This is a genomic window from Phaeospirillum tilakii, assembly GCF_042683125.1.
GTDB lineage: Bacteria > Pseudomonadota > Alphaproteobacteria > Rhodospirillales > Magnetospirillaceae > Phaeospirillum > Phaeospirillum tilakii.
This window is the reverse complement of record NZ_JBHUIY010000006.1, coordinates 56,363-81,076: the sequence shown is the minus strand read 5'-3', so window position 1 is coordinate 81,076 and position 24,714 is coordinate 56,363. Positions and strand designations below refer to the sequence as shown.

Annotated in this window: 34 protein-coding genes; 23 read left to right on the top strand and 11 right to left on the bottom strand. The window is 70.6% G+C overall.

All coding sequences use genetic code 11. The features are described from left to right. Window positions 1-32 precede the first annotated feature (32 nt). The 9 genes from tssB to ACFSNB_RS04860 form a co-directional block, all read right to left on the bottom strand. Complete coding sequence (tssB, locus tag ACFSNB_RS04900) at window positions 33-602, bottom strand: type VI secretion system contractile sheath small subunit (RefSeq protein ID WP_377314917.1); 570 nt, start codon at window positions 600-602, stop codon at window positions 33-35. Window positions 603-696: 94 nt separating this feature from the next. Continuing rightward, window positions 697-1,761, bottom strand: a complete 1,065-nt coding sequence (gene tssA / locus ACFSNB_RS04895) for a type VI secretion system protein TssA (RefSeq protein ID WP_377314916.1) — start codon at window positions 1,759-1,761, stop codon at window positions 697-699. Beyond that, the gene (locus ACFSNB_RS04890) at window positions 1,748-2,323 is read right to left on the bottom strand and encodes a helix-turn-helix domain-containing protein (RefSeq protein WP_377314915.1); all 576 of its coding nucleotides are present in this window, start codon (window positions 2,321-2,323) and stop codon (window positions 1,748-1,750) included. The genes tssA and ACFSNB_RS04890 overlap by 14 nt, the downstream gene beginning before the upstream one ends. A gap of 176 nt (window positions 2,324-2,499) precedes the next feature. Beyond that, window positions 2,500-6,366, bottom strand: coding sequence for a type VI secretion system protein (locus ACFSNB_RS04885; RefSeq protein WP_377314914.1), 3,867 nt, complete (start codon window positions 6,364-6,366; stop codon window positions 2,500-2,502). Then, complete coding sequence (locus ACFSNB_RS04880; RefSeq protein ID WP_377314913.1) at window positions 6,363-7,211, bottom strand: DotU family type IV/VI secretion system protein; 849 nt, start codon at window positions 7,209-7,211, stop codon at window positions 6,363-6,365. The genes ACFSNB_RS04885 and ACFSNB_RS04880 overlap by 4 nt, the downstream gene beginning before the upstream one ends. After that, entirely contained in the window at window positions 7,208-8,563 is a 1,356-nt protein-coding gene (tssK, locus tag ACFSNB_RS04875) for a type VI secretion system baseplate subunit TssK (protein ID WP_377314912.1), read from the bottom strand. Before tssK ends, ACFSNB_RS04880 begins: the two co-directional genes overlap by 4 nt. Window positions 8,564-8,567: 4 nt before the next feature. Beyond that, window positions 8,568-9,026 (bottom strand): hypothetical protein, encoded by a 459-nt coding sequence (locus ACFSNB_RS04870; RefSeq protein ID WP_377314911.1) that lies wholly within the window; start codon window positions 9,024-9,026, stop codon window positions 8,568-8,570. After that, window positions 9,026-9,415: a DUF4280 domain-containing protein gene (locus ACFSNB_RS04865; protein ID WP_377314910.1), complete on the bottom strand. Its 390-nt coding sequence runs from the start codon at window positions 9,413-9,415 to the stop codon at window positions 9,026-9,028. Before ACFSNB_RS04865 ends, ACFSNB_RS04870 begins: the two co-directional genes overlap by 1 nt. A gap of 137 nt (window positions 9,416-9,552) precedes the next feature. Then, on the bottom strand, window positions 9,553-10,104 hold the full coding sequence (locus ACFSNB_RS04860; RefSeq protein WP_377314909.1) for a GNAT family N-acetyltransferase: 552 nt from the start codon (window positions 10,102-10,104) through the stop codon (window positions 9,553-9,555). 225 nt (window positions 10,105-10,329) lie between these two features. On the opposite strand from ACFSNB_RS04860, the gene ACFSNB_RS04855 reads away from it, so the two are divergent. Then, on the top strand, window positions 10,330-11,163 hold the full coding sequence (locus ACFSNB_RS04855) for an ABC transporter permease (protein ID WP_377314908.1): 834 nt from the start codon (window positions 10,330-10,332) through the stop codon (window positions 11,161-11,163). A gap of 4 nt (window positions 11,164-11,167) precedes the next feature. Beyond that, window positions 11,168-11,914 (top strand): ABC transporter ATP-binding protein, encoded by a 747-nt coding sequence (locus tag ACFSNB_RS04850; RefSeq protein WP_377314907.1) that lies wholly within the window; start codon window positions 11,168-11,170, stop codon window positions 11,912-11,914. A 19-nt stretch (window positions 11,915-11,933) separates the two neighbouring features. On the opposite strand, the gene ACFSNB_RS04845 is transcribed toward ACFSNB_RS04850, so the two are convergent. Further along, window positions 11,934-12,197, bottom strand: coding sequence for a hypothetical protein (locus ACFSNB_RS04845; protein WP_377314906.1), 264 nt, complete (start codon window positions 12,195-12,197; stop codon window positions 11,934-11,936). A gap of 288 nt (window positions 12,198-12,485) precedes the next feature. Beyond that, window positions 12,486-14,924, bottom strand: coding sequence for a coiled-coil domain-containing protein (locus ACFSNB_RS04840; RefSeq protein WP_377314905.1), 2,439 nt, complete (start codon window positions 14,922-14,924; stop codon window positions 12,486-12,488). A 410-nt stretch (window positions 14,925-15,334) separates the two neighbouring features. On the opposite strand from ACFSNB_RS04840, the gene rpsJ reads away from it, so the two are divergent. From rpsJ to rplO, 21 genes are all read left to right on the top strand, one after another. Continuing rightward, on the top strand, window positions 15,335-15,643 hold the full coding sequence (rpsJ, locus tag ACFSNB_RS04835) for a 30S ribosomal protein S10 (RefSeq protein ID WP_002725423.1): 309 nt from the start codon (window positions 15,335-15,337) through the stop codon (window positions 15,641-15,643). Between the two features lie 13 nt (window positions 15,644-15,656). Then, a complete protein-coding gene (rplC, locus tag ACFSNB_RS04830; protein WP_377314904.1) occupies window positions 15,657-16,349 on the top strand; it encodes a 50S ribosomal protein L3 in 693 nt (230 codons plus the stop codon). A gap of 12 nt (window positions 16,350-16,361) precedes the next feature. Next, a complete protein-coding gene (gene rplD, locus ACFSNB_RS04825) occupies window positions 16,362-16,982 on the top strand; it encodes a 50S ribosomal protein L4 (protein ID WP_377314903.1) in 621 nt (206 codons plus the stop codon). Continuing rightward, window positions 16,979-17,290, top strand: a complete 312-nt coding sequence (locus ACFSNB_RS04820) for a 50S ribosomal protein L23 (protein WP_377314902.1) — start codon at window positions 16,979-16,981, stop codon at window positions 17,288-17,290. Before rplD ends, ACFSNB_RS04820 begins: the two co-directional genes overlap by 4 nt. A gap of 4 nt (window positions 17,291-17,294) precedes the next feature. Beyond that, the gene (rplB, locus tag ACFSNB_RS04815; protein WP_377314901.1) at window positions 17,295-18,125 is read left to right on the top strand and encodes a 50S ribosomal protein L2; all 831 of its coding nucleotides are present in this window, start codon (window positions 17,295-17,297) and stop codon (window positions 18,123-18,125) included. A gap of 12 nt (window positions 18,126-18,137) precedes the next feature. Continuing rightward, window positions 18,138-18,416, top strand: coding sequence for a 30S ribosomal protein S19 (gene rpsS / locus ACFSNB_RS04810; protein WP_002725433.1), 279 nt, complete (start codon window positions 18,138-18,140; stop codon window positions 18,414-18,416). 2 nt (window positions 18,417-18,418) lie between these two features. Then, complete coding sequence (gene rplV / locus ACFSNB_RS04805) at window positions 18,419-18,802, top strand: 50S ribosomal protein L22 (protein WP_377314900.1); 384 nt, start codon at window positions 18,419-18,421, stop codon at window positions 18,800-18,802. A 3-nt stretch (window positions 18,803-18,805) separates the two neighbouring features. Then, complete coding sequence (gene rpsC / locus ACFSNB_RS04800) at window positions 18,806-19,489, top strand: 30S ribosomal protein S3 (protein WP_377314899.1); 684 nt, start codon at window positions 18,806-18,808, stop codon at window positions 19,487-19,489. A 19-nt stretch (window positions 19,490-19,508) separates the two neighbouring features. Continuing rightward, entirely contained in the window at window positions 19,509-19,925 is a 417-nt protein-coding gene (gene rplP / locus ACFSNB_RS04795; protein ID WP_377314898.1) for a 50S ribosomal protein L16, read from the top strand. A gap of 3 nt (window positions 19,926-19,928) precedes the next feature. Further along, window positions 19,929-20,132 carry a 50S ribosomal protein L29 gene (gene rpmC, locus ACFSNB_RS04790; protein WP_377314897.1) on the top strand — a complete coding sequence of 68 codons (204 nt, stop codon included), beginning with the start codon at window positions 19,929-19,931 and terminating at the stop codon, window positions 20,130-20,132. 16 nt (window positions 20,133-20,148) lie between these two features. After that, window positions 20,149-20,388, top strand: coding sequence for a 30S ribosomal protein S17 (gene rpsQ / locus ACFSNB_RS04785; protein WP_377314896.1), 240 nt, complete (start codon window positions 20,149-20,151; stop codon window positions 20,386-20,388). A gap of 31 nt (window positions 20,389-20,419) precedes the next feature. Next, on the top strand, window positions 20,420-20,788 hold the full coding sequence (gene rplN / locus ACFSNB_RS04780; RefSeq protein ID WP_068489803.1) for a 50S ribosomal protein L14: 369 nt from the start codon (window positions 20,420-20,422) through the stop codon (window positions 20,786-20,788). Continuing rightward, entirely contained in the window at window positions 20,788-21,105 is a 318-nt protein-coding gene (gene rplX / locus ACFSNB_RS04775; protein WP_377314895.1) for a 50S ribosomal protein L24, read from the top strand. Before rplN ends, rplX begins: the two co-directional genes overlap by 1 nt. 15 nt (window positions 21,106-21,120) lie before the next feature. Continuing rightward, a complete protein-coding gene (gene rplE, locus ACFSNB_RS04770; RefSeq protein ID WP_377314894.1) occupies window positions 21,121-21,660 on the top strand; it encodes a 50S ribosomal protein L5 in 540 nt (179 codons plus the stop codon). A gap of 14 nt (window positions 21,661-21,674) precedes the next feature. Continuing rightward, window positions 21,675-21,980, top strand: a complete 306-nt coding sequence (gene rpsN, locus ACFSNB_RS04765; RefSeq protein ID WP_377314893.1) for a 30S ribosomal protein S14 — start codon at window positions 21,675-21,677, stop codon at window positions 21,978-21,980. 13 nt (window positions 21,981-21,993) lie between these two features. Continuing rightward, entirely contained in the window at window positions 21,994-22,392 is a 399-nt protein-coding gene (gene rpsH / locus ACFSNB_RS04760; RefSeq protein ID WP_377314892.1) for a 30S ribosomal protein S8, read from the top strand. 16 nt (window positions 22,393-22,408) lie between these two features. After that, window positions 22,409-22,942, top strand: coding sequence for a 50S ribosomal protein L6 (gene rplF / locus ACFSNB_RS04755; RefSeq protein WP_377314891.1), 534 nt, complete (start codon window positions 22,409-22,411; stop codon window positions 22,940-22,942). Between the two features lie 11 nt (window positions 22,943-22,953). Further along, window positions 22,954-23,316 (top strand): 50S ribosomal protein L18, encoded by a 363-nt coding sequence (rplR, locus tag ACFSNB_RS04750; protein ID WP_377314890.1) that lies wholly within the window; start codon window positions 22,954-22,956, stop codon window positions 23,314-23,316. A gap of 12 nt (window positions 23,317-23,328) precedes the next feature. Further along, entirely contained in the window at window positions 23,329-23,964 is a 636-nt protein-coding gene (gene rpsE / locus ACFSNB_RS04745; protein ID WP_377314889.1) for a 30S ribosomal protein S5, read from the top strand. 12 nt (window positions 23,965-23,976) lie between these two features. Beyond that, window positions 23,977-24,159, top strand: coding sequence for a 50S ribosomal protein L30 (rpmD, locus tag ACFSNB_RS04740; RefSeq protein WP_377314888.1), 183 nt, complete (start codon window positions 23,977-23,979; stop codon window positions 24,157-24,159). Between the two features lie 62 nt (window positions 24,160-24,221). Continuing rightward, window positions 24,222-24,713: a 50S ribosomal protein L15 gene (gene rplO / locus ACFSNB_RS04735; RefSeq protein WP_377314887.1), complete on the top strand. Its 492-nt coding sequence runs from the start codon at window positions 24,222-24,224 to the stop codon at window positions 24,711-24,713. The last annotated feature ends 1 nt before the right edge of the window (window position 24,714 follow it).

The following is a 24,714-nucleotide window of genomic DNA, read 5'->3' as shown; positions in this document are numbered from 1 at the left end:
AGGGGGCGTCACACGGAGGAGAGGGGGCCGGCTCAGGCCGGCGGCGGCGCGGGCTCGTCCGGCGGGGTGGCGGGGGCGGCGGCATCGGGGGCGGCCTCGCCGGCGGCGGGCGCCAGCAGCCCCTTCAGCTCGGCCTGCTTGGCCGGGTCGGCGGCGACCTCCTTCAGCAGATCCTCGAGCGCCTCGTTGCCGTCGAGTTTGATCAGCAGGTCGCGCAGCCGTTCGCGCACCGCGAACAGGTGGGCCAGCGCCGGTACCTGCTTCAGCACCTCGACCGGGTTGAAATCGTCGAGATGCTGGAAGGACAGCTCGACCGAAAGCTGCTCGTCCGCCTCGGGCTTCAGCCGGTTGGGGACGCGGAAGGCCAGACGCGGTTTGATCGAGGCGAGGACGTCGTTGAAATTGTCCCGGTCGATCTCGACGAATTTGCGTTCCTTGACCGGCGGCAGCGGTTCGGCCGGCTTGCCCGACAGGTCGGCGAGCACGCCGATGATGAACGGCAGTTCCTTGCGTTCGATCGCGCCGCCGGTTTCGACATCATAAGTAATCTTTACGCGAGGCGGGCGATTGCGCAGTAACCACTTTTGTGAGCTTTCAGCCATGGCCCTGTCCCTCAATGTATGAAACCGGCGTTTCGGCAACAACTTTGATCCGAGACCGAATGAATGTCAAACCCTTTGGCGGCATCATACGGACTCACTCGCGGAATGATATGAGGTCAAGAATCGAGGAGAGATCATTGCGTCCACTGGCCATTTCCAGCAGCACTTCCTGGAGCGGCATGTTGCTCCAGGCCAGCACCCGGCGCAGGACGTAGGGGGCCGGGCTGTGCGGTTCGGCCCGCATCAGATAGTCGGCCACCTCGGCGAGGCGGCGATAGGCGTCCTCGCGGCTGGCGATGGTGGCGGCGCCGTCGCGGCGGGCCGGCGGGGGCGGGGGCGGCGGGGCGGGGGACTCGTCTTCCATCGGCTCGGTCTCGGCGGCGGCGGGGCGGGGCGGCGGCAGGGTGGCGTCGAGCCAGGCCATCATGTCGCCGAGCAGGGTCTTGAGGTCAACCAGGGAGGGCGCCTCGCTGCCGCACAGCGCGTCGAGGCTGTGGTCGAGCCGCTCGGTCGCCTCGAGCCCGGCGCCGATCTGCCGGCGCAGCCGGTCGAGCTGGTCGAGCGGGGTGGCGTCGGCGCTGGCCTGGAACGCGGTCAGGCTGGGGCCCTGGGCGCCGCGCGCCTGATAGAGCCGGGCCATCTCGTAATCGCCCCAGGTCAGCCGCACCGGCTCGGCGAAGCCCGAGGCGGTCACCGGCTTGGTCCGCAGCAGCGGCGGCAGGCGGGAATTGAGCCAGGAAATGACGTTGACCCGGGCGGTGAGGTCGCCGTCGCTGTCGATCGCCGGATGCAGGTCGGGCCAGAAGGTCTGGCAGAACCGCTCGATCAGGTCGAGGCCGGGGGCGAGGGCGGCAAAGCCGTCGCGCTCGACCAGCGCCTCGACCAGCCAGGCCAGCAGGCGCAGATCCTTGGTGCGGGTGGCCAGCGCCTCCTGGCACAGCGCCACCACCGCCGACCAGTCGGCCAGCTTGCGGTCGCGCACCCATACCCCCTGGTCGAGGCTGTCATCCTCGCGCCGGGCCTCGGCCACCGCCGCGAACGGGCCGGGCACCGCCTCGCCGAGGTCCGGTCCGGCCGGGCTTGGCCCCGCCAGCGGGGCGAGGATCGCCTCGGGGTCGAGCGCCACCGCCGGGCGGCGCGCCGTCTCAGCCGGGCTCATCGCCACATCCTTCCCCGGCGGCGGCCCGCGCCCGCAGCGCCGCCGGCATCAACCGTTCCAGCAGGCTGCGCACCGAGCCGGTGATCCTTTCCCCCAGCGCGCGGTTTTCGCTCTGCACCGTCGCCACCAGGGTCCGTTCCAGCCGGGCCAGTCCCTGGCGCTGCCCCTCGTTCTGGGCCAGCACCAGATCGAGCCGCTGCCGCAACTGATGGATCTCCGCCGCCATTTCCTCCAGCCGCGCCGTGCCGGTCGGCAGGCTGTCCGGCGGCGGCGCCACCGCGATCCCGGCCGGGACCGGGGGGGACGGCGGCGGCGACGGCGGACGGTAGGACAGCGGCGTCACCGGGGCCCGTCCCTCCTCGCCGTCGAGCAGGTGACAGACCGCGGCGTAGCTCATCCCCAGCGCGGCGGCGATGCGGCGATAGGAATAGCCTTCCTTGCGCAGGCGCTTCGCCTGCCGGTTGCGTTCGGTCTCGCTGAGGGTCCCGGAGGGGGGAAGGCGGCGCTGGCCGTTGGCAACCCCGACCTGGATGGTCACATAACCGTTGACGCTGTTGGCCATGACCGGTCCCCGGAGTGGCGTCGGTCGGGTGAGTGTAGCCCAATCCGTGCGTTGCGACCATCGCTGTCGGCGCGGGCTCCGCCGCCGGGGCGATGCCTCCTCCTCCCCTCTTACCTGAAAAAAGGAGAGGTCCGGAGGCGCCCGCCTCCGGGCGGGGCCGGGGCGGCGGCCCCGCGTCAGGGTTCGAGCCTTTGCGGCGCGCCCCCCTCGGCGCCGGGGGCGGCGACGGGGAAGACCGGCAGCAGCAGCGGGCTGCGTTCCTCCGGCTTGCCGGGGCGGCGGATCACCGCATCGAGGCCGAGGCGGAGATAGAGCCGGGCGTGCGGCAGCAGGGCGGCACCGGGGGCGGCGGCGGGGTTGCGCTGAAGCTCGACGTCGAGGCCGAGCAGATGGGGCCGGCGGTCGGCGAGGTCGAAGCCCTGGCCATCCCCGATTCCCTGCGCCGCGATCAGCGACAGCAGCGCCCAGGGATCATTGGCTTCCCACCGCGCGGTGGCGCCATCGACGCGATAGCGCCCCTGCGGATCGGCGGCGGGGATGCCGGGGGCGTTGGCGGCGAAGCGCACCGACAGCCGCACCGGCTGGCCGCTCGACCACACCACGCTCTTTTTCGGATCGCGCGACGACAGCCCCTGACCGGGGCCGCACTCCAGCGTCCATTCGATCACCTGATTGCCGCCGCTGTCATTGGCGGGGTTGGCGCGGAATTCGGCGCTGACGGCATAGGCCAGCGGCTGGTCGAGGGTGGGATCGACCAGCATCGGCGCCAGCGCGGTCTCGGCGGCGGTCAGGGCGGCGGCGAAATCGGCGGCCGGGCCGCCGGCGGCGGCGGCCAGCTCGGCGCGGGCCGGCAGCGGCGCCTGATCGAGCGCCCAGAAGAAGCGCCGCACCGCCAGCGCCTCGGCGCGCGGCGCCTCGGGCCGGGCATCGGCCGAGAACGGGAAGCGGCGGGCCAGGGTCTGGTTGAACAGGGTCTGGATCTCGGCGTAGCGGGCGCGGATCCGCTCGCCGGCGAGGGCGACGCAACGCTGGCCGAGATTGGCCTTCAGCCGGTCGAGTTCGAGCGCGAACAGGTCGCCGCCCGGGGTCGGCGGCGCGGCGGCCAGGGCGCGGCACTGGGCCGGGTCGAGCCGGTCGATCGCGGTCAGGATGAAGTTTTCGAGCTGGCGCAGCGAGGCGTTCTGGTCCTTCTGCCCGTCGCGGGCGATCGCCCGGGCGATGCCCTGCCATTTCGCCACCAGCGGACGGTTGCCGTCCTCGGCGGCGAAGGTGGCGATCAGCCGCAGCAGCGGCTCGGCCCCGTCGCGCGACAGCCGGGTCAGCACCTCGCGCTCGCCCTCCAGCGTCAGCGACAGCTCGGGCAGGCTGCTGGCGCGGAAGGCGCGGGCCGCCACCGGCAGGCTGCCGTCCCACCAGGAGAAATCGGGCGGGGCGGCGGTCAGGATCAGTCCGGCCGACAGCCGGTCGATCTCGCCCAGCAGGCGGAGCGCCTGGGTCTGCACCGTGTCGCCCAGCCGCAGGGCGACGCGGTCGAGCCGGGCCTGGAACAATTGGTCGGCCAGCCCGGTCAGCGGCTGCTGCACCCCGATCAGCGCCTTCAGCTCGGTATCCATCTGATAGGGGCCGGTCAGCACCCGCTCGGCCGGCTGGGCGGCGGCGGCGATCGCGGCGGTGATGCGCAGGCCGGCCTGCTCGGTCGCCGCCCGCTCGACCACCCCGGCCAAGGCGGGCGGGAAGCGGGGCAGGTCGGCGGCGATCAGGGTAATCTGGTCCTCGGTCAGCCGCGTCGCCTGCTTCAGCCCGGGCAGATCCCACAGCAGCGGCCGCGCCCCGGTGCGCAGCTCGGCCGGGCCGGCCAGCGGCTCGCTCATCACCGGATGGGCCATCAGCGCGTCGAGCTGCTGCTTGAGCGCGGCCAGCGAGTCGGCCAGCACCACCTTGCCGCCCTCGACCCGGATCTGCGGCAGCGACTGGCGCGACAGGGTGTCGATCAGGGTGCGGCGGGCGGTGCGGATCTGCTCTTCCCCCATCGCCCGGAGGGCGGCGACGTCGCCGCCTTCGACCAGTTGCAGGCCGGCGAGGCGGTCGAGCAGCCCGTTGAGGCGCGGGCCGAGGTCGGCGCCCTCGCCGTTGATCCAGCCGTAATTGTGGGAATCGAGGTCGTCGCCGATCGCCTGGAGCTGGCCGCGCAGATCGACCAGCAGGTCGAGCGGCGCCATCGCCCGGTCGCCGCCCCGGCTCAGCACGGCGATGCGGTCGAGCCGGCGGCGCAGCGCGCCGATGTCGAACTTCGCCTGATAGGCGGCGGCGAACTGGCGGCGCAGCGCCGCGCCGATGGTCTGCCGGGCATGGTCGAGCGCCGGCATCGAGGTTATCCCCATCGCCTCGCGATAGGTGCGGTCGTTCTGCTGGAACGTGTCGCCCAGGCTGAGGGCGAGGGTGTAGCCCGCCACCTTGTCGAGCGCCGCCGAGCTGCGCAGTTGGGGCAGGTCCTGATAGGTGCGGTAGACGTCGTCGAACTCGGCCAGGGCATCGACGGTGCGGGCCAGCGAGTCGATCGGGTCGCCGCCGTCCGGCAGGTCGGCCGGACCGGTCAGGATGTCGTCGAGCCGGGTCTCGAACCGGCGGTGCATCTCGGAGACGACGATCGCGCCGTAGCCGATGGCGATCGCCTCGATCAAGTCGTGGTCGGGATTGTAGAGATAGGCCAGCGGCGCCAGCGGGGTGGTGACGGTCTCGACGTCGAGCCGGGCCAGCCCCTGCAGCAGCCGGCTGGCCGCGCCGCGCACCGCGTCGATGTCGAGCCGCTGCACGCTCTGGCGGCGGTGGGTCAGGTCGGACTGGATGGTGGTCAGCAGGGTCTCGAACGAGAAGGCCCGGCGCGGCGCCCCCACCGCCAGCGCGGTCAGCCCGGCCGCCGCCGCCAGCAGGCTGGCCGCCAGCGCCGCCTGGGTCAGCCGCAGCCGGCGGGTGCGGCGGGTCAGCAGCCCGCGCACCGGCCGCACCAGCTGGAATTCGCGGAAGACGCGGTGATTGAACAGGCCGGGGACGAAGGCCTGCCCCGGTCCCTCGTCGTCGCTCGCTCCGGCCAGGAACAGCCCCCGGAACAGGAAGGCCTCGTGATAGGCCGAAGGCTGGAACATCGCCGCCAGCAGCGGCTTGAGCCGCGGCAGCAGGGCCCGCACCTCGGACGGCGCCAGCAGCAGCGGATCGGGATCGGCCGGGGCGGTCTCGCCCAGCAGCAGCTGGATGCCGAGGTCGGACAGGCCGGCGGCGACGGTCTCGACCGCCTGATCGGCCCAGTCGGGCTGGAAGGCGGTCTCCAGCGCGTAAGGGTTGGCCCAGCCGAGCGGGGCGTCGCGCGCCGCCTCGGGCAGGGCGCCGATCAGGGCGGCCAGTCCGGGCAGGCGGTCGCAGCGATCGATCACGATCGAGACCGGCACCCGCAGCCCGGTCAGGCCTTGGGCGGCGGCGATCAGGGTGCAGAGGCGGGCGCCCCACTCGGCCACCCGGTCGAACGGCAGCGCCGCCGGCCCGGACAGGGCGTCGGCCGGCAGCACCACCACCAATCCGTCGAGCGGCCGGTGCGGCCGGCACTCCGCCAGCAGCCGCACCAGCTGGCGCCAGTGGTCGAGTCCGCCCGGCCGCTCGATCAGGCTGTCGCCGGCATGGAACACCGCGCCCTGGGGCAGGAAATGCACCGCCCCGGCGCCGGGAATGACGCTGGCCTCGGCCGGAGCGGCGGAGTCGATCGCCGCCAGCAGGCGGGGGGTGTCGGCCCCCTCGGCGCCGAGGGCGACGATCCACGGCACCGCATAGGGATCGGCCCCGGCATCGCCCAGCCGGGCCAGGGTGCCGAGCGCCTGCCGCACCTGCCGCCGCAACGCCCGGGCGGGGGTCGGCGGCGGCGCCTTGTCCCGGGCGGCGCGGTGGCGGCGCCACAGCACGATCGCGGCCACCGCCAGGGCGATCAGCAGCAGCACCAGCAGCCCCAGCAGCAGCACCGGCAGCCAGCCGGGCGCGGCGGCGGCGGCCGGGGTCATGACCCCCCTCCGCCCAGGATGCGGATCCGGTCGGCCAGCCCCAGCGCCGGCCGTGTCGCCTGCCACCACACCAGCGACGAGGCGGCGAGGTACAGCGCCAGCACCAGCCCGATCCCGCCCAGCCACGGGGCGAGGCGGGGCAGCGGCCGCATCCGCTCGCCCGGCAGCACCGGCTCGGCGGCGGCGGCGAAGGCGGCGCTCCAGTCGATCCGGCGCGGTGGCGGCTGGGTGTAGGCCAGTTCGTACAGCCCCCGCCGCATCCGGGCGATCTCGGCCTCGGCGCCGCGCCCGCGCAGCTTGCCGCGAAAGCCGAGCGACAGGGCGATCAGGATCGCGGCGGCAAGGTCGGGCCGGCCGGGGAGGCGGCCGTCGATCAGCTGCTCGGCCAGATCGAAGATCCTTTCCCCCGCCAGCCGGGTGCCGTAGAGCGACTGTTCCAGCAGCAGGCCCAGCCATTGCGACCGTCCCGGCCATTCGACGTCGAGCAGTAGCGCCTCGTCGCCCAGCGCCGCCATCACGTAGCCGATATCGACGGTGCCGTCCGGCACCGGGGTCGGGGTGCCCTGCGGGCAGATCGCCACCCGCAGCCGCAGGAACAGGTCGATCGTCGCCGGGGGCGGGGCGGGCTCGCCGCCCATGTCGCCGCCCGTCTCGGCCAAGGCGGCGGGCGGGGCGTCGCCGGGGGGCGCGTCGGCTGGGGCGGCGGTTCCGGCCGCGCCGACCTCACCGTCGGGCGCCACCATCGCGTCGGCCAGCCGTTTGACCGCGACCAGTTCGGCGTGGAAGGCGAGGAAGCGGTCGATCGCCTTCTTCGCCTGGGGCAGCGGGCGGGGCGGCCCGCTCATGCCGTCCCCGCCGCCGGGCCACCCGGCGCTTCGGCGGTGTAAAGCAGCAGTTCGGCCGGTTCGTTGCCGCTGCCGGCCAGCTCGAACGGCTGGTCGGGCAGGACGAAATCGGGATCGGCCACCACCCGGATCAGGGCCATCCCCGGCGGCGGCACCAGCCCGAGATCCTCGGCCGCCTCGATCCGGACGCGGGCGGCGCCGCGCAGGCGGCGCTGGCTGATCGTCGGCATCGCCGCCCGGCTGCCGATCAGCGCCTCGGCCAGCCAGGCGTGCAGTTCGGCCACCGGGGCACCGGCGCCGGCGCGGGCGCCGATCACCAATCCGCCCGCGCCGATCATCCCGGCCTCCAGCGTCAGGGCGAAGCGGTTGTCGCCGACCCGGCGGAAGCGGTGGACGCGGTAGCCCTCGCGCACCCGCTCGATCATCCGCAGCAGGAAATGGACCAGGGTGGCGAAGGCGGGCAGGGGGTCGTCATGATGATAGGGCGGCGGCGGCGGCGGCACCGGCTGGCCGCCCAGCCAGGCCAGCGCGCCCGACAGGTCGCACAGGGCGAGATAGACCAGGAAGGGATGGACCCGCTCGGCCAGCAGCAGCGCCTCCAGCCGGGGCAGGGCGCCGACCATCGCCTTCAGCGCGTCGAGCGGTCCGCCGCCGGGCGGCTCGGCCCCCGGCGCGGCCAGCAGGCGGTCGGCCAGGGCGGCGGCGCGCTCGCGCAGGCGCTGGGCGACCGAGGCGGTCAGCACCGCGAGGTCGCTGCCGGCGGGGAAGTCGGTGCGCGGCGGGGCGTAGGGTTCGAGGGTGAAGGCGTCGTCGCGGAAGCCGATCCGCGCCAGCGGCAGCGAGACGAAGCGGCGCGACGGCGGCGCCAGCGGGCCGGGGGTGACGGCGAGGCCGAGGGCCGGGCGCAGCCGGGGCATCGCCACCTCGCCCTCGCCGGTGTTGGCGTCGGCGACCGGGGCGCCCTCGACCGAGCGCCAGCGCCGGGTCTCGCCCGGCTCGGGGCGGGGATGCTCGCGCGGCAGGGTGAGGTGGACCGTCATCGCCGCCTGGGCCAGTTCGCCCTTCAGCGGGGCGAGGTCGAGTTCGAGGAACGGATCGCCCTCGCGCGGGTGCAGCACCGCCAGCCCGTCCGGCAGCAGCGCCTCGACCACCAGCAGGCGCAGCCGGCCGCCGGCCAGCAGGGCGCGGTCGATCGACAGCCGCCGCACCCCCCACGGGAACAGCCCGGTCTCGCCCAAGGCGTGGCCGAGCAGCGCCTCCGACCGCAGCCAGGATTGCTGGAAATGCTGGGGGGCGAGCAGCATGCCCTCGTGCCACTGCACCGGCTCGGGGATGTCGCAGAACTCGGTCATGGCCTCACTCGGCCCTGTCGGCGGCGTCGAGGACGAAATCGTCGGCTTGCAAGGTGACGGTCACCTCCGATCGGTCGAAGCCCAGCCGGGTGCGGTGGTCGCCCGGGCTGGCATAGGCGGCGAAGAGATAGACTCCGGCGGCCTTGCGCCGGACCGGCGCGCTGATCCGCTGCCCGGGCACCAGTTCCCACGACAGCACGCTCACCCCCTCGGGGAAGTCGCGCAGGAGTTGGGCGCGGCGGCGGAACCATTCGCCGGCCGGCAGGGTGGCGAGGGTGGCGTCGAGGGCGGGATCGTCGGCCAGCACCAGATCGATCGCCACCGCGTTGTTGGCGTTGGCGTCGGGGGCGGCGTGGATCGTCACCTGATCGAGCGCCACCAGCCGGGGGCCGCAGCCGGCCGCGACGGTGGCCAGCAGCGCGGCCAGCAACAGGGCGGGGAGGGCGGGGCGGCGGGCGGTCATCAGGGGATCTGCACCGTGACCTGCCCGGCGAAGGTGATCTGGATCACCCCGGCATAGGAGCACATCAGCTTGCTGGTGTCGTCGAGCGCCGGCATCGAGCCGATCAGCACGGTGGGGGTGCCCGGCATCCAGGGGGCGGCGGTGGCGGGGAGGCAGGGCATCGGCGTCAGCACCCCGAGCGCCGCCGCGGTGGCCGAGGCCACCATCGGGTTGGCGAGGCTGGTGCACAGCGCGAAGGGCAGGATGTTGACCATCGGCGCGTAATCCATGATCGTCGCCGCCACCGGGCCGCCGGCGAAGGTGCGGTTGGTCGGCAGCACCGCGAGCGAGCTTGGCGCGGTGCCGAAGCTGCACATCAGCAGCGCGCCGGAGCAAACCTGGCAGGCCATTCGCCACAACCCTTCCTTCCCGCATCGCCCCGCCTCACAACTCTATCGGCTCGCCTTGCGATCCGCAACGTCCCTGGCGGCGGTGGTGGGGCGCGCGCCACAAGGAGGGCGCCGCCCTGGTCCCCTCTCGTCGCCGCTCAGGCGAGATCGGGCGCCGCCGCGACGGGGGGGCGCCAGCGCAGCAATTGGTCGGGGAAGGTCGCCTCGCCCTCGGGACGGAAGCCGAGCCGGTGGTACAGACGCTGCGCCGGGTTGGTCAGATCGACATGCAGGCTGACGCTGCGTCCGCTTGCCGCCGCCTCGGCCAGCACGCACCGCAGCAATTCGCCGCCGAGGCCGCGCCCGCTGGCCTCGGGCAGCAGGGCGATATCGACGACGCGGATGTCGTCCGGCCGCCGCCACAGATAAAGCCGGCCGACCGGCCGGCCGCCCTGTTCGACGATGCCCGGCCACAGGCCGGGGAAGGCGCGGGCGTAATGGCGGGTCTGCAGGGCGAATTGCTCGCGCAAAAAGGCCTGCCGCCGCGCCGGCGGCCAGCCGGTGCCGGCCAGCATCGGCCCGCGCACCGCCGCGAACAGCGCGGCGAGAAAGGCCTCGTCGCTTCCCTGCCGGCGGCGCAACTCGATTCCGGCCAGCGCCAGCGGCGCGCTCAGCGCCGGGGCGCCCCCGTCGGCCGCGATCGCCGCCATTGCCCGTTGTCCCCTGGCCATCGCTCCTCCGTTGCCGGCGCCACGGGTGGCGCCCGGTCAGTCTACACCGTGGCGGCGATCGGGCAAGCCGGCCGCGACCGAGGCGGGGGGGCCTTGGCCTCGGGCGGCGCCCCGGTTGCGGCCGGTCGGGAGCATTTCCTGATGATTTCGGGGGCGAGATGTGAAACAAACCGAACCCAGTCTTCTCCGGTCGCGAGTATCGCCATGAGCCCCGTTGCCTCCTCCCTGCCCGCGCGGGTTCGGCTGGGGGCGGCCCTGGGCGCGGCGGGCCGCGATCTGGCCGCCGCGCTGGTCGGCTGGCGGGTCTGGTGGGGGCTGGGGCTCCAGGACATCCTGATCCGCTACCGCCGCACCCTGCTCGGTCCGCTGTGGATCAGCGTCAGTCAGGCGGCGACCTTCGTCTTTCTCGGCATGCTGTTCAGCGCGGTGCTGAAGACCGACGTCCGCTATTATCTGCCCTATCTCGCCCTCGGGCTGGTGACCTGGGGCTTGCTGTTCGGGGCGGCGGCGGAAGGCCCCCGGGTGTTCATCGAGGCCCAGCACGTCATCAACGCCCTGCGCATGCCCCTGCTCAGCCACGTCCTGCGGGTCCTGGTGCGCCATCTGCTGATCTACGTCCACACCCTGGCGGTGGCGGTGGTGGCCTATCTGGTGCTGGGCGGGCGGCTGGGGCCGGCGCTGCTGCAATTGCCGCTCAGCCTGCTGCTGCTCGGCGCGGTGCTGTTTCCGGTGACGGTGCTGCTGGCGGTGCTGGGGGCGCGTTTTCGCGACCTGGGCCCGGTGATCGAGGTGATCGGCCAGATGACCTTCTTCATGACCCCGATCATGTGGCGGCCCGAGGATCTGCCGCTGGCCAGCAAATGGTGGGTCGAGATCAACCCGGTCCACCATCTGCTGACCCTGGTGCGCGCCCCGCTGTTCGGCGAGATGTTGCCCCGCCCCAGCGTGCTGATCGCGCTCGGGCTGGCGGTCGGGCTCAATCTGGCGGCGCTGGCGCTGTTCGCCGCCTGCCGCCGCCGCATTCCCTACTGGTTGTGACGCGATGGCCCGGATCCAGCTTGACGGGGTGACGGTCGATTTCCCGGTCTATGACGGCGCCGCCCGTTCGTTCCGCCATTCGCTGGCCCGCCTCGCGGTCGGCGGCGCCATTGCGCGCCAGCGGCGCGGCGTGGTCGAGGTGCGCGCCCTCGACGGCATCGACCTGCGGCTGGAGGACGGCGACCGCCTCGGCCTGATCGGCGGCAACGGCGCCGGCAAGACCACCCTGATCCGGGTGCTGGCCGGGCTGCGCGAGCCCACCGCCGGCCGGGCGGTGATCGAGGGCAGCACCGCCGCGCTGCTCAGCCTCGGCGCGATCCTCGACGGCGAGATGACCGGCTACGAGAACATCGACCGCGCCCGGGTGCTGCTCGGCCTGCCCAGCCGCGCCGCGCTGGTGGCCGAGATCGCGGATTTCACCGAATTGGGGCCGTTCCTCGATCTGCCGGTCAAAACCTATTCCGCCGGGATGCAGCTGCGGCTGTCCTTCGCCCTGATGACCGCCCAGCATCCCGAGATCCTGTTGCTCGACGAGGTGTTCAGCGCCGGCGATTCCGGGTTCCGGATCCGGGCGGAACAGCGGATGCGCGAACTGCATGCGCGCACCGCGATCACCGTGTTCGCCAATCACGGCATGAGCGAGATCCTGTCGCACTGCACCAAGGCCTTGTGGCTCGATCACGGCCGGATCCGCGCCCTCGGCCCCGCCGCCGAAGTGGTCGCCGCCTACGAGGCCGCCACCGCCGCCTGACCGCTGATACCGCCCGGCATCAGGCGGTGCCGCGCAACCGGGCCAGCAGGTCGCGGATCTGGTCGAGCCGATCGACCAGGGCGACGATGCCGAGCGATTCCTCCACCTGGGCCCGCTCGGCCAGCAGCGCCTGCCGCGCGCTGGCGTCGGCGTCGCGCCAGCGGTGATTCATTTCTTCCTCGAAGGTGGCGAAGGCGCGCAACGCCTCGTCGAGACGGAGGTCGAGCGCCTCCTTTTCCGCCAGCACCGCATCCAGCGTCAAAGTGGTCTCGGACAAGGCCATCACCGCCTCCTTTTCCGCCCCGGGTCGATCAGAACTCTACCCCCACCCCGAAGCGGCGCCAACAAAAACCACGGCCATCGGCATGTAAACATCTTGTGAACGATGTGTGAAATTGCCGACAATGCCGCGTTTTGATTTGATCGGCGCGTCCTTATTATTATGGGCGCCGCATCGGAGAGTCAGGCGGCCCGCCCGGGGCGCAAAGCTCCCCGACCCCCGTGCTGATCGATGAAAACAAAGGGGGTCCGGGGCATCGCCCCGGGCGGGCGTGGGCGGCAGCCCACCCGGTCAGTCGAGGCGGCCGAGGGCGCGGGCCAGGACCAGATAGATCCGGCCGACCTCGGAGGAGTGGAAGGTGGCGACCAGCACGTCGCGATGGTCGCAGTCGCGGGCCTGGGCGAGCAGGGCGTCGAACTCGGTCAGGTAGCGATCGACATATTCGCGGAACTCGCTGTCGTCCTGATAGCGGGCGCGCACGGCGGCGATCTGGTGGCGGTCGAGGTTGCGCGGCAGCTTGCGCAGGAACAGGGTGTGGTCGCCGGCGTGGAACTCCTTCCACATCTTCTCATCGATGGCGACGTTGAACACCCGGGCGAGGTCGATCGACAGCGATTGCAGCCGCTCAAGCAGGATCCCGGCGCGGTCGAGCACCGATTCGAGCGCGATCGCGGCGCATTTGGCCTCCAGTTCGCGGGCGCGGGTCTCGGCCAGGGTCGAGGCCTCGGTGATCGCCGCCACCTGACGGGAGAAGGCCGCCGTCACCGCGCCGGCCCGTTCGGCGAGGCGATCGCCCTCGCCGGCGATCTCGGCGGCATGGCCGCGCGCGGATTCGAAGGCGGTGGCGACGGCGCCAGCGGCGCGGGCGGCGTCGGCCTCGGCCTCGGCGGCGGCCCGGCGCAGCCCGTCGCCGCTGCCGCGCAGCATCTCGTCGATCCGGGTCGCGGTGGCCGACAGCGCCCGCAGCCCGGCATCGAGGATCTCGCCGGCGGTGGTGATCTGACCGGCGGCCTGGGCGATGCCGGCGTCGAAGCCGGCGCCGACCCCGTCGAGCGCCGCCGCCGCCGCCTGGGCCTGGCTCTGCACCTGTCGCGCCGCCTCGGCCAGATCGAGCGCGCTGCGCTGGATGGTCTGGCCGAAGCCGCGCAGCAGGTCGGTGGCGTCGTCGGCGCCGCGCGCCAGCGCCTGGGTCTGGCCGCGCACCGTCTCGGCGACGCCGGCCACCGCGGTTTCGGCCTGTCCGGCCGCCGCCGCCATCCGTTCCGCCTGCTGGCGCAGTCCTTCGCCCGCCTCGCGCAGCTTCTGGTGCAGGGTGGCGCCGACCAGCCCGAGCTGTTCCGCCCGGGCCTCCAGCGTCTCCGCCACCTCCAGCGTCTCGGCATTGGCGCGGCTGGCGGCGTGGCCGACCTCGTCGCCGCGCTGGCGCAGCGCCTCGCCCACCGTGTCGAGATCGATCGCGGCCCGGCCGAGGATCCCCTCCAGTTCGTCGCCGCCCTGGCGCAGCGCCTCGACCGTGGCCTTGACCTTGCCCATCACCTGATCGGCGGTCGCCACCAGGGCGCGCGATTGCTGGCCGAGCGCCTCGCCCGACAGCCGGGCCTGTCCCGCCACCACCCGCGCCGCCTCGGTCAGGTCGGCGGTCTGCTGGCTCAGGCTCTGGCGCACCGATTCGGCCTGGATCGCCGCCCGCTCCGCGCTCTGGCCGAGCGATTCGACCGGCAGGCGCAGCGCCTCGGCCGCCGCCTGCCCCTGGCCGGCCGCCCGCTCCAGCGCGGCGCCGAGCTGGGCCAGATCGGCGCCGCCGCGCTCGATCAGGGTGCCGACCTTGTCCTCGATGCGGGCGATCGCCGCGACGATCACCCCGATCCGCGCCGCCGCCGCCTCGATGATCGCGGCGGTGCTTTCGGCCCGCGCCGCCAGCGCCGCCTCGGCCTCGCCGGCCCGCTCCGCCGCCCGCGCCCCGGCCTGATCCAGCCCGGCCGCCCGCGCCGTCAGCGCCGCCGCCAGCCGCGCCGCCTGTTCATCCAGCCGCTTGGCCGCCTGATCCAGTTCGGCCCCCTGCGACACCACCGCCTCGACCCGGTCGGCCGCGTCGGCGGCGGTCTGGCTCAGCCGCTCGGCCTGAAGGCCGGCCTGCTCGCCCAGCGCCCCCAGCCGGTCCACCGCGCGGTCGAGCCCGGCGCCGAACCCGGCGAGACTGCCTTCCAGCCGCTCCGCCTCGCCCCGCACCGTGCCTTCCGCGCCCTGGGCCGCCTGGGTCGCCGCCTGCGCCGCCGCGTCGAGCCGCTCCGCCGCCTGGGCCGCGTCGCGGCACAATCCCTCCAGCCGGCCGATCTGTCCGGCCAGCCCGTCGCGCACTCCGGCCGCCGCCGTCACCGCCTCGGCCAGGGTGCGGGCCTGATCGCGCAGCACCGTCGCCGCCGCCGCGCCCTGACGGCCGACCGCCTCGTCCGGTAGGGTCAGCCCGGCCAGCTCGGCCCGCAGCCCCCGCTCCAGCGCCTTCAGGGCGCGGACGCGGGCGATCTGCCCCAGGATGGTCCACAGCACCACCAGCGGCAGGCACAGGCCGCCGACCAGCCCGGCCGAGGCGGGAACCGGCAGCGCCGCCAGCCCGGCCCAGCCGGGGTCGCGCGCCAGCAGGACGGCACACAGGCCGAGCCAACCCAGGGACAGCAGCGCGCCGAACGCTCCGAGCGGCGTCGTCCGCTCGCTCCCCTCTCCGCCGTCCATCTTGCTGTTTTCCCTCGCTTCACCTGCCGCCGCCCGCTACCGGGCCTTGTGGCGAGGATGCCCGCTTCGTCGCCGAAAAGCAAATTCGCCCGCCCCTCGGGTCCCGGCCCGCCAACCCATTTCGGGTTTTTGTTAATAACATCCTCCCCTTTTTAGCGCGGAAGGGCGGGCGAGCCGGGCGGGCGGCGGCGAGGGCGAAAAAACCGGGGGCGGCGGCCCGAAAAAGCCAACGCGGTGCTTGCGTTGGGGCCGATCTGCCTGTATAAGACGGCCCTCGGCTTCGGCCTTTTCCGTAAGAGCGGCCCCCTAGGGTGGGAGCGGCTGACTGCGGGAGGCTCTTTGAACTGAACCAGATTCACCGATCGGCGCCCCGATGGGGCGCCGATCCGATTTGACGGATGACTTGCATCATGGAAAGCCAAAACATCCGCATCCGCCTCAAGGCGTTCGACCATCGCGTTCTCGATCAGAGCACCCGCGAAATCGTCAATACCGCCAAGAGAACCGGAGCGCAGGTGCGCGGACCGATTCCGCTCCCCAGTCGGATCGAGAAGTTCACCGTCAACCGCAGCCCGCACATCGACAAGAAGTCGCGCGAACAGTTCGAAATTCGCACGCACAAGCGCCTGCTGGACATTGTCGATCCGACCCCGCAGACCGTGGACGCGCTGATGAAGCTCGACCTGGCCGCCGGTGTCGACGTCGAGATCAAGCTCTAAGGAACCAACAACGATGCGATCCGGTCTCATCGCCCAGAAGGTCGGCATGACGAGGATCTTCGCCGAGGACGGCACCCACGTGCCGGTCACCGTGCTGAAGGTTGACACCTGCCAGGTGGTCTCGACCCGCTCTGAGGAAACCGACGGCTACATTGCCGTTCAGCTTGGCGCCGGCCAGGCCAAGGTGAAGAACGTGAGCAAGCCCGCTCGCGCCAACTTCGCCAAGGCGAAGGTCGAGCCGAAGAAGAAGCTTGCCGAATTCCGCGTCAGCGCCGACGCCGTCCTGCCGGTCGGCACCGAGCTGTCCGCCGATCACTTCCTGGTCGGCCAGTACGTGGACGTCACCGGCACCACCATCGGCAAGGGCTTCGCCGGCGTCATGAAGCGCTGGAACTTCCGCGGCCTCGAAGCCACCCACGGCGTGTCGGTGTCGCACCGCTCGCACGGTTCGACCGGTCAGCGCCAGGACCCCGGCAAGGTGTTCAAGGGCAAGAAGATGGCCGGTCACCTCGGCGAGGTTCAGGTCACCACCCAGAACATCCAGGTGGTTTCGACCGACGCCGACCGTGGCCTGATCCTGGTCAAGGGTTCGGTCCCCGGCCATGAGGGTTCGTGGGTGCTGATCCGCGACGCGGTCAAGCGCAAGCTGCCCGACGGCGTGCCGTTCCCCGCCGGCGTCAAGACCGCCCCGGCCGCCGAGCAGTAAGGAATTACGGCGATGAAGACGAGTGTAATCAGCCTCGACAATCAGACGGTCGGTGAGATCGAGCTGGCCGACTCCGTGTTCGGTCTGCCGGTGCGCGCCGATCTGCTGTTCCGGATGGTCAACTGGCAGCTGGCGAAGCGCCAGGCCGGCACCCACAAGACCAAGGGGATCAGCGACATCTCCGGCACCACCAAGAAGCCGTTCGCGCAGAAGGGTGGTGGGCGCGCCCGTCAGGGTTCGCTGCGCAGCCCGCAGTTCCGCGGCGGCGCGACCATCTTCGGCCCGGTGGTGCGTTCGCACGCCCACGACCTGCCGAAGAAGGTCCGCAAGCTGGCGCTGAAGACCGCGCTTTCGGCCAAGGCCGCCGACGGCAAGCTGGTGGTGCTCGACACCGCCGCCGCCGCCACCCCCAAGACCCGCGAGCTCGCCGCCCGCCTCGCCAGCCTCGGCTGGTCGTCGGTGCTGGTGATCGACGGCGCGGCGGTCGACGGCAATTTCGCCCTCGCCAGCCGCAACATCCCCTACGTGGATGTGCTGCCGCAGGCGGGTGCCAACGTCTATGACATCCTTCGCCGCGACACCCTGGTCCTGACCCGGGAGGCGGTCGAAGCCCTGGAGGCCCGCCTGAAATGAGCAAGCCCGTCATCATCAGCAAGGAGCGGATGTACGATCTGGTCCGCGCCCCGGTGATCACCGAAAAGGCGACCATGGGCTCCGAGTTCCGCCAGGTGTCGTTCAAGGTGCCGCTCGACGCGACCAAGCCGGAAATCCGCGCCGCGGTCGAGGGGATCTTCGGTGTCAAGGTCACCGCGGTCAACACCCTGATCGCCAAGGGCAAGGTCAAGCGGTTCCGTGGCCGGATCGGCGTCCGCAGCGACGTCAAGAAGGCGATCGTGACCCTGGCCGAAGGCCACTCCATCGACGTGACCACGGGAGTCTGACGCCATGGCACTCAAGACGTTCAAGCCGACGACTCCGGGCCGGCGCCAGCTGGTTCTGGTCGATCGTTCCGACCTGTGGAAGGGCAAGCCCCTCAGCAGCCTGACCGAGGGTCTGCGCTCGAAGGGCGGCCGCAACAACACCGGTCGCATCACCGCCTACGGTCGTGGCGGCGGGCACAAGCGCCGCTACCGTCTGATCGACTTCAAGCGCACCAAGTTTGACGTGGTCGCCACCGTCGAACGGCTGGAATACGATCCGAACCGCACCGCCTTCATCGCCCTGATCAGCTATGCCGACGGCGAGAAGGCCTACATCCTGGCTCCGCAGCGCCTCGGCGTCGGCGATCAGGTGGTCGCGGGCGAGAAGGTCGACATCAAGCCGGGCAACGCGATGCCGCTGAAGAATATCCCGGTCGGCACCGTGGTCCACAATGTCGAGCTGAAGCCGGGCAAGGGCGGCCAGATGGCCCGTTCCGCCGGCACCTATGCCCAGCTGGTCGGCAAGGACCAGGGCTACGCCCAGCTCCGTCTCGCCTCGGGCGAACTGCGCATGGTGCGCGGCGAGTGCCTCGCCACCATCGGCGCGGTGTCGAACCCCGACCAGCAGAACGTGTCGCTCGGCAAGGCCGGCCGCAACGTCTGGCTGGGCCGGCGCCCGAGCGTCCGTGGCGTGGCGATGAACCCGATCGACCACCCGCATGGTGGTGGTGAGGGTCGCACCTCGGGCGGCCGTCATCCGGTCACCCCGTGGGGCAAGCCGACCAAGGGCAAGAAGACTCGCAGCAACAAGAAGACGGATCGGCTGATCATGCGCCGCCGTCATCAGAACCAGTAGGAGCGGAAGAGAATGGCTCGTTCCGTTTGGAAAGGCCCGTTCCTCGACGGTTATCTGCTGGGGAAGGCCGACAAGGCCCGCGCCAGCGGCCGCAACGAGGTGATCAAGATCTGGTCGCGCCGGTCGACCATCCTGCCGCAGTTCGTCGGCTTGACCTTCGGCGTCTATAACGGCCAGAAGTTCATCCCGGTGCTGGTGACCGAGAACATGATCGGCCACAAGTTCGGCGAGTTCTCGCCGACCCGCACGTTCTACGGCCACGCCGTCGACAAGAAGGCGAAGAGGAAGTAGTCATGGGCAAGAAACCCGCAGAGAGGGTTCTGGCGGACACCGAGGCCAAGGCCTTCGCCGCCACCATCCGCACCAGCCCGCGCAAGCTGAACCTGGTGGCCGAGAGCATCCGTGGCCTGAAGGCCGACGTGGCGCTCAACGCTCTCACCTTCTCGAAGCGGCGGGTCGCCGTGGAGGTCCGCAAGGTCCTCCAGTCGGCGATCGCCAACGCCGAGAACAACCACCAGCTCGACGTCGATCGCCTGTTCGTCGCCGAAGCCCATGTCGGCAAGGCGATGGTGATGAAGCGCTGGCGCGCCCGCGCTCGCGGCCGGGTCGGCCGGGTCGAGAAGCCGTTCAGCAATCTGACCGTCATCGTGCGCGAACGCGCCGAAGCGGGGGAGTAACAGATGGGTCAGAAAGTCAATCCGATCGGGCTCCGCGTCGGCATCAACCGGACCTGGGATTCGCGTTGGTTCGCCGACGAGACCTATGCCCGTCTGCTGCATGAGGACCTCAAGCTGCGCGCCTATCTGCGCGAGAAGCTGGCCCAGGCCGGCGTCTCCCGCGTGGTGATCGAGCGCCCGGCGAAGAAGGCCCGCATCACCATCCACACCGCCCGTCCGGGCGTGGTGATCGGCAAGAAGGGCGCCGACATCGAGGTGCTGCGCAAGGAGCTGTCGCGTATGACCGGCTCCGAGGTGCACCTCAACATCGTCGAAATCCGCAAGCCGGAACTCGACGCCCAGCTGGTGGCGGAAAGCATCGCCCAGCAGCTCGAGCGCCGGGTCGCCTTCCGTCGTGCGATGAAGCGTGCCGTGCAGTCGGCGATGCGTCTGGGCGCCCAGGGCATCCGCATCAACTGCTCCGGCCGTCTCGGCGGCGCGGAAATCGCCCGCATGGAATGGTACCGCGAGGGGCGCGTGCCGCTGCACACGCTGCGCGCCGAGGTCGATTACGGTGTCGCCACCGCGAAGACCACCTACGGCACTTGCGGCGTCAAGGTCTGGGTGTTCAAGGGCGAAATCCTCGCCCATGACCCGATGGCCCAGGACAAGCGGGCCGCGGGCGAAAACGCCCCGGCCGCGCGCTGATCGCAAAGAGGGTTAGACGATGCTTTCGCCCAAGCGTACCAAATTCCGCAAGGCCCACAAGGGCCGGATCAAGGGCCTGACCAAGGGCGGTTCGGCGCTGAATTTCGGCGCCTACGGCCTCAAGGCCCTCGAGCCCGAGCGGATCACCGCCCGTCAGATCGAGGCCGCCCGCCGTGCCCTGACCCGTCACATGAAGCGTCAGGGCCGGGTGTGGATCCGGGTGTTCCCGGATCTGCCGGTGTCGAGCAAGCCCGCCGAAGTCCGCATGGGCTCCGGTAAGGGTGCCCCCGAGTTCTGGGTCGCCCGCGTCGCTCCCGGCCGCATCCTGTTCGAAGTGGACGGGGTGTCGGAAGAGATCGCGCGCGACGGTTTCGCGCTCGCGGCCGCCAAGCTGCCGATCAAGACCAAGTTCGTCAGCCGTCTCGGAGGGATCTAAGCCATGGCCGACAAGACCGCCGACCTGCGCCAGAAGACGTCGGACCAGCTCAAGGAGCGCGTGCTCGAGCTGAAGAAGACCCAGTTCAACCTGCGTTTCCGCAAGGCTTCGGGCCAGCTGGAAAACACCGCCGAAGTGCGTGCCGTGCGTCGTGAGATCGCGACCATCAAGACGCTGCTTGGCGAACGCGCCCGTAGCGCGTCGTAATAGGAGACCCATCGAAATGCCGAAGCGCATTCTTCAGGGGACCGTGGTCAGCGCCAAGATGGAAAAGACCGTGGTGGTCAGCGTCGAGCGGCGCGTGATGCATCCGATCTACAAGAAGTTCATCCGTCGGTCGAAGAAGTACCACGCCCACGACGAGAACAACACCTTCAAGGTTGGCGATACCATCCGCATCCGCGAGTGCCGCCCGATCTCGAAGACCAAGTGCTGGGAAGTGATCGTCGAGCCGCAGGCTTGACGGTTGGCCCTGGGAATAAGGAACCCGTGACATGATCCAGATGCAAACCAACCTGGACGTCGCCGATAATTCGGGTGCCCGCCGGGTGCAGTGCATCAAGGTGCTGGGCGGTTCGCACCGCACCATCGCCACGGTGGGCGACGTCATCGTCGTTTCCATCAAGGAGGCGATTCCGCGTGGTCGCGTGAAGAAGGGTGACGTCCATCGCGCCGTCATCGTTCGCACCGCCAAGGAAATTCGGCGCCCCGACGGCTCGGCGATCCGGTTCGACACCAACGCCGCCGTTCTGATCAACAAGCAGGGCGAGCCGATCGGCACCCGTATCTTCGGGCCGGTTACCCGTGAGCTTCGTGGCAAGAAGTTCATGAAGATCATTTCGCTCGCGCCGGAGGTGCTGTGATGGGCCTCAATGTCAAGAAGGGGGACCAGGTCGTGGTCCTCGCCGGCAAGGACAAGGGCAAGAAGGGTGAAGTGATCGCCGCCTTCCCGAAGGAAGAGCGCGTGGTCGTGCAGGGCGTCAACGTGGTCAAGCGCCATCAGCGCCAGACCCCGGCCACGCCCGGCGGCATCGTCGAGAAGGAGGCGCCGATCCACGTCTCCAACGTCGCCCACGTCGATCCCAAGGACGGCAAGGCCACCCGTATCGGCCACAAGATCCTCGAGGACGGCCGCAAGGTCCGCATCGCCCGCCGCTCCGGCGAAGTGATCGACCGGTAAGGGGAGGGACCAGACATGGCACGTTTGCGCACTCATTACGAAAAGGTCGTCCGTCCCGCCCTGCAGTCGCAGTTCTCTTACCGGAACCCGATGCAGGTGCCGAAGCTCGAGAAGATCGTCATCAACATGGGCGTCGGTGAAGCCGCCCAGGATGCGAAGAAGATCGAGTCGGCGGTGGCCGAGCTGACCCTGATCGCCGGCCAGAAGCCGGTGGTGACCCGGGCCAAGACCTCGATCGCGCAGTTCAAGCTGCGCGAGGGTCAGGTGGTCGGCTGCAAGGTCACCCTGCGGGCGGACCGGATGTACGAATTCCTCGACCGCCTGATCAACATCGCCCTGCCGCGTGTCCGCGATTTCCGCGGCGTGCCGGCCAAGAGCTTCGACGGGCGCGGCAACTACGCCCTTGGGCTCAAGGAACAGATCATCTTCCCGGAAATCAATTACGACCGGGTCGAGACCATCCGGGGCATGGACATCATCTTCGTCACCACGGCCAAGTCCAACGAGGAAGCCAAGGCGCTCCTCAAGGGCTTCGACATGCCGTTCGTGGCCTGAGGGAGGTTTGGGGAATGTCTAAAGTGAGCTCGGTCGAGCGCAACAAGAAGCGCGAGCGGATGGCGAAGCAGTTCGCCGCCCGCCGCGAGCGCCTCAAGGCGGTCGCCAACAACCGCGAGGCCAGCCCCGAGGAACGGTTCGAAGCCTCCCTCAAGCTGGCGACCCTGCCCCGCAACTCGTCGAAGACCCGCGTGCGCCTGCGCTGCGAAGTCACCGGCCGGTCGCGCGGCAACTATCGCAAGTTCAAACTGTGCCGGAACAAGCTCCGCGAGCTCGCCTCGCAGGGGCAGATCCCCGGCATGGTCAAGTCCAGCTGGTAAGGGAGGGCGAGCCATGTCCATGTCCGATCCTCTCGGCGATATGCTGACCCGCATCCGTAACGGGCAGCGGGCGCACAAGACCGCCGTCAATGCGCCGGCCTCGTCGCTGCGGGCCAATGTCCTCGACGTCCTGGTGCGCGAGGGTTACATCCGCGGTTACAGCCGCGTCGACATCCGTCCCGGTGTGGCGGAACTGTCGATCGAACTGAAGTACCACGAAGGTCAGCCGGTGATCCGGGAGATCTCGCGCGTGTCCAAGCCGGGCCGCCGGGTCTATTCCAAGATCGCCGACCTTCGCCGCGTCGCCAACGGGCTGGGGATTTCGATCCTCTCGACCCCGCGCGGCGTGATGTCCGACGCCGAGGCCCGCGCCAGCAACGTCGGCGGCGAAGTCCTCTGCGAAGTGTTCTAATCGGAGGCTCTCAACAATGTCGCGTGTCGGTAAATATCCGGTCACGGTGCCGTCGGGGGTCACGGTTCAGATCACCGGCGCCAACCTGACCGTCAAGGGCAAGCTCGGCGAGTCCGAGCTGGTCATCCGGGACGACGTCGAGGTCACCCTCGACGGCAACCTGGTGTGGGTCAAGCCGAAGAACGAGTCGAAGCCGGCTCGGATGATGTGGGGGACCACCCGCGCCCTGATCAACAACATGGTCAAGGGCGTGTCGGAAGGCTTCACCGTCAACCTCGAAATCAACGGCGTCGGTTACCGCGCCGCGGTCGAGGGCAAGACCCTGAAGCTGGCCCTCGGCTATTCGCACGATGTCAATTATCCGATCCCGGAAGGCATCACCATGAAGTGCGACAAGCCGACCGCCATCTCGATCAGCGGGCGCGATCGTCAGATCGTCGGCCAGATCGCGGCGGAAATCCGCGCCTTCCGTGGTCCCGAGCCCTACAAGGGCAAGGGTATCAAGTACGAAACCGAGACCATCCTTCGTAAGGAAGGCAAGAAGAAGTAAGGGGCACCGCCATGATGACGCCGAAGGAATTGTTCGAGCGCCGCAAGCGGCGCGTCCGTCAGGCCCTCAAGGCGAAGAGCCACGGCCGGTTGCGGCTGTCGGTCCATCGTTCGGGCCAGAACATCTATGCCCAGGTGATCGACGACGAGCGGGGGGTCACCCTCGCTTCCGCCTCCAGCCTGGAGAAGTCGCTGAGGGAGACGTTGAAGACCGGGGCCGACAAGTCGGCCGCGGCCGCCGTCGGCAAGCTGATTGCCGAACGCGCGGTGGCGGCCGGCATCACCGAGGTGGTGTTCGACCGCGGCGGCTACATCTACCACGGTCGGGTCAAGGCCCTGGCCGACGCGGCCCGCGAAGGCGGCCTGTCTTTCTGAGGATGATGAGCAATGGCACGTACTCCCAATTCTGACCGGCCCGAGCGCGGTCGCGGTGGTGAGCGCGGCGAGCGCGGCGATCGGGCCCGTGGCCGCGGCGGCGAGCAGTCCCCGCGTGAGCGCGAGGAATCCGAATTCGTCGACAAGCTGGTTCACATCAACCGCGTCGCCAAGGTGGTGAAGGGTGGCCGTCGCTTCGCCTTCGCCGCCCTGGTGGTGGTCGGTGACGCCAAGGGTCGCGTCGGCTACGGCTCGGGCAAGGCCCGCGAAGTGCCGGAAGCGATCCGCAAGGCGACCGAACAGGCCAAGCGCAACATGATCAAGATCGCGCTGCGCGAAGGCCGCACCCTGCATCATGACTCGTATGGCCATTTCGGGGCCGGCCGGGTCGTGCTGCGGGCGGCGCCCGCCGGTACCGGCATCATCGCCGGCGGCCCGATGCGCGCCGTGTTCGAGACCATGGGCGTCCAGGACGTCGTGGCCAAGTGCCTCGGCACCTCGAACCCGCACAACATGATCAAGGCGACCTTCGCCGCCCTGACCGCGATGGCGTCGCCGCGCAGCGTCGCCGCCAAGCGGGGCAAGAAGGTCGGTGACATCATCGGCCGGCGCGACGGCACCGCCGCCGCCGCCGCCGCCACCGCGTAAGGGAGAGGGACCATGTCCGGCAAGACCGTGAAGGTGACCCAGACCCACAGCCCGATCGGCCGTCCGGCCGACCAGCGGGCCACCCTGGTGGGGCTGGGGCTCAACAAGGTGAATCGGACCCGCGAACTGGAAGACACCCCGGCGGTGCGCGGCATGATCGCCAAGGTCCGCCATCTGGTGCGGGTCGAGGAGTAGGCGCTCCGGGGCCCGGGCGGCATTCCCGCCCGGGCCTTCCGGATCACCACGAGGAAAAGACGATGAAGCTGAACGAAATTCGCGACAATCCGGGCGCCCGCCACGTTTCCAAGCGCCTCGGCCGCGGCATCGGCTCGGGCAAGGGCAAGACCTCCGGCAAGGGCGTCAAGGGTCAGACCTCCCGCACCGGCGTCGCCATCAACGGGTTCGAAGGCGGCCAGATGCCGATCTACCGGCGCCTGCCGAAGCGCGGCTTCAAGGTGCCGTTCGCGCTCGAATTCTCCGAGATCAATCTCGGCCGTCTCCAGGCCGCGATCGATGCCGGCAAGATCGACGCCAGCCAGCCGATCGACGCCGCCAAGCTCCAGGCCGCCGGCCTGATCGGCAAGATCCTGGACGGCGTTCGCCTGCTCGGCCGTGGCGCCCTGACCGCCAAGGTCACCCTGACCGTCGCCGGTGCCTCGGCCTCGGCCAAGGAAGCGGTCGAGAAGGCCGGCGGCACCCTGGTGATCCAGGCGCCGAAGAAGGCCGCTCCGGTCGCCGCCGAAGCCTAAG

What these genes read in the sequence shown, in the direction of transcription:
- rpsS (WP_002725433.1), top strand. Translation starts at nt 18,138, where the DNA reads ATGGCTCGTTCCGTTTGGAAAGGCCCGTTCCTCGACGGTTATCTGCTG.
- ACFSNB_RS04890 (WP_377314915.1), bottom strand. Translation starts at nt 2,323, where the DNA reads ATGGCCAACAGCGTCAACGGTTATGTGACCATCCAGGTCGGGGTTGCC.
- rplB (WP_377314901.1), top strand. Translation starts at nt 17,295, where the DNA reads ATGGCACTCAAGACGTTCAAGCCGACGACTCCGGGCCGGCGCCAGCTG.
- tssA (WP_377314916.1), bottom strand. Translation starts at nt 1,761, where the DNA reads ATGAGCCCGGCTGAGACGGCGCGCCGCCCGGCGGTGGCGCTCGACCCC.
- ACFSNB_RS04865 (WP_377314910.1), bottom strand. Translation starts at nt 9,415, where the DNA reads ATGGCCTGCCAGGTTTGCTCCGGCGCGCTGCTGATGTGCAGCTTCGGC.
- rpsC (WP_377314899.1), top strand. Translation starts at nt 18,806, where the DNA reads ATGGGTCAGAAAGTCAATCCGATCGGGCTCCGCGTCGGCATCAACCGG.
- rplC (WP_377314904.1), top strand. Translation starts at nt 15,657, where the DNA reads ATGCGATCCGGTCTCATCGCCCAGAAGGTCGGCATGACGAGGATCTTC.
- ACFSNB_RS04880 (WP_377314913.1), bottom strand. Translation starts at nt 7,211, where the DNA reads ATGAGCGGGCCGCCCCGCCCGCTGCCCCAGGCGAAGAAGGCGATCGAC.
- ACFSNB_RS04885 (WP_377314914.1), bottom strand. Translation starts at nt 6,366, where the DNA reads ATGACCCCGGCCGCCGCCGCCGCGCCCGGCTGGCTGCCGGTGCTGCTG.
- tssK (WP_377314912.1), bottom strand. Translation starts at nt 8,563, where the DNA reads ATGACCGAGTTCTGCGACATCCCCGAGCCGGTGCAGTGGCACGAGGGC.
- ACFSNB_RS04870 (WP_377314911.1), bottom strand. Translation starts at nt 9,026, where the DNA reads ATGACCGCCCGCCGCCCCGCCCTCCCCGCCCTGTTGCTGGCCGCGCTG.
- ACFSNB_RS04855 (WP_377314908.1), top strand. Translation starts at nt 10,330, where the DNA reads ATGAGCCCCGTTGCCTCCTCCCTGCCCGCGCGGGTTCGGCTGGGGGCG.
- rplX (WP_377314895.1), top strand. Translation starts at nt 20,788, where the DNA reads ATGGGCCTCAATGTCAAGAAGGGGGACCAGGTCGTGGTCCTCGCCGGC.
- rpsN (WP_377314893.1), top strand. Translation starts at nt 21,675, where the DNA reads ATGTCTAAAGTGAGCTCGGTCGAGCGCAACAAGAAGCGCGAGCGGATG.
- rplE (WP_377314894.1), top strand. Translation starts at nt 21,121, where the DNA reads ATGGCACGTTTGCGCACTCATTACGAAAAGGTCGTCCGTCCCGCCCTG.
- rplO (WP_377314887.1), top strand. Translation starts at nt 24,222, where the DNA reads ATGAAGCTGAACGAAATTCGCGACAATCCGGGCGCCCGCCACGTTTCC.
- ACFSNB_RS04850 (WP_377314907.1), top strand. Translation starts at nt 11,168, where the DNA reads ATGGCCCGGATCCAGCTTGACGGGGTGACGGTCGATTTCCCGGTCTAT.
- rplV (WP_377314900.1), top strand. Translation starts at nt 18,419, where the DNA reads ATGGGCAAGAAACCCGCAGAGAGGGTTCTGGCGGACACCGAGGCCAAG.
- ACFSNB_RS04860 (WP_377314909.1), bottom strand. Translation starts at nt 10,104, where the DNA reads ATGGCGGCGATCGCGGCCGACGGGGGCGCCCCGGCGCTGAGCGCGCCG.
- rplP (WP_377314898.1), top strand. Translation starts at nt 19,509, where the DNA reads ATGCTTTCGCCCAAGCGTACCAAATTCCGCAAGGCCCACAAGGGCCGG.
- rplF (WP_377314891.1), top strand. Translation starts at nt 22,409, where the DNA reads ATGTCGCGTGTCGGTAAATATCCGGTCACGGTGCCGTCGGGGGTCACG.
- ACFSNB_RS04820 (WP_377314902.1), top strand. Translation starts at nt 16,979, where the DNA reads ATGAGCAAGCCCGTCATCATCAGCAAGGAGCGGATGTACGATCTGGTC.
- rplD (WP_377314903.1), top strand. Translation starts at nt 16,362, where the DNA reads ATGAAGACGAGTGTAATCAGCCTCGACAATCAGACGGTCGGTGAGATC.
- ACFSNB_RS04840 (WP_377314905.1), bottom strand. Translation starts at nt 14,924, where the DNA reads ATGGACGGCGGAGAGGGGAGCGAGCGGACGACGCCGCTCGGAGCGTTC.
- rpsJ (WP_002725423.1), top strand. Translation starts at nt 15,335, where the DNA reads ATGGAAAGCCAAAACATCCGCATCCGCCTCAAGGCGTTCGACCATCGC.
- rpsE (WP_377314889.1), top strand. Translation starts at nt 23,329, where the DNA reads ATGGCACGTACTCCCAATTCTGACCGGCCCGAGCGCGGTCGCGGTGGT.
- rpsQ (WP_377314896.1), top strand. Translation starts at nt 20,149, where the DNA reads ATGCCGAAGCGCATTCTTCAGGGGACCGTGGTCAGCGCCAAGATGGAA.
- rpsH (WP_377314892.1), top strand. Translation starts at nt 21,994, where the DNA reads ATGTCCATGTCCGATCCTCTCGGCGATATGCTGACCCGCATCCGTAAC.
- tssB (WP_377314917.1), bottom strand. Translation starts at nt 602, where the DNA reads ATGGCTGAAAGCTCACAAAAGTGGTTACTGCGCAATCGCCCGCCTCGC.
- rpmC (WP_377314897.1), top strand. Translation starts at nt 19,929, where the DNA reads ATGGCCGACAAGACCGCCGACCTGCGCCAGAAGACGTCGGACCAGCTC.
- rplR (WP_377314890.1), top strand. Translation starts at nt 22,954, where the DNA reads ATGATGACGCCGAAGGAATTGTTCGAGCGCCGCAAGCGGCGCGTCCGT.
- rpmD (WP_377314888.1), top strand. Translation starts at nt 23,977, where the DNA reads ATGTCCGGCAAGACCGTGAAGGTGACCCAGACCCACAGCCCGATCGGC.
- rplN (WP_068489803.1), top strand. Translation starts at nt 20,420, where the DNA reads ATGATCCAGATGCAAACCAACCTGGACGTCGCCGATAATTCGGGTGCC.
- ACFSNB_RS04845 (WP_377314906.1), bottom strand. Translation starts at nt 12,197, where the DNA reads ATGGCCTTGTCCGAGACCACTTTGACGCTGGATGCGGTGCTGGCGGAA.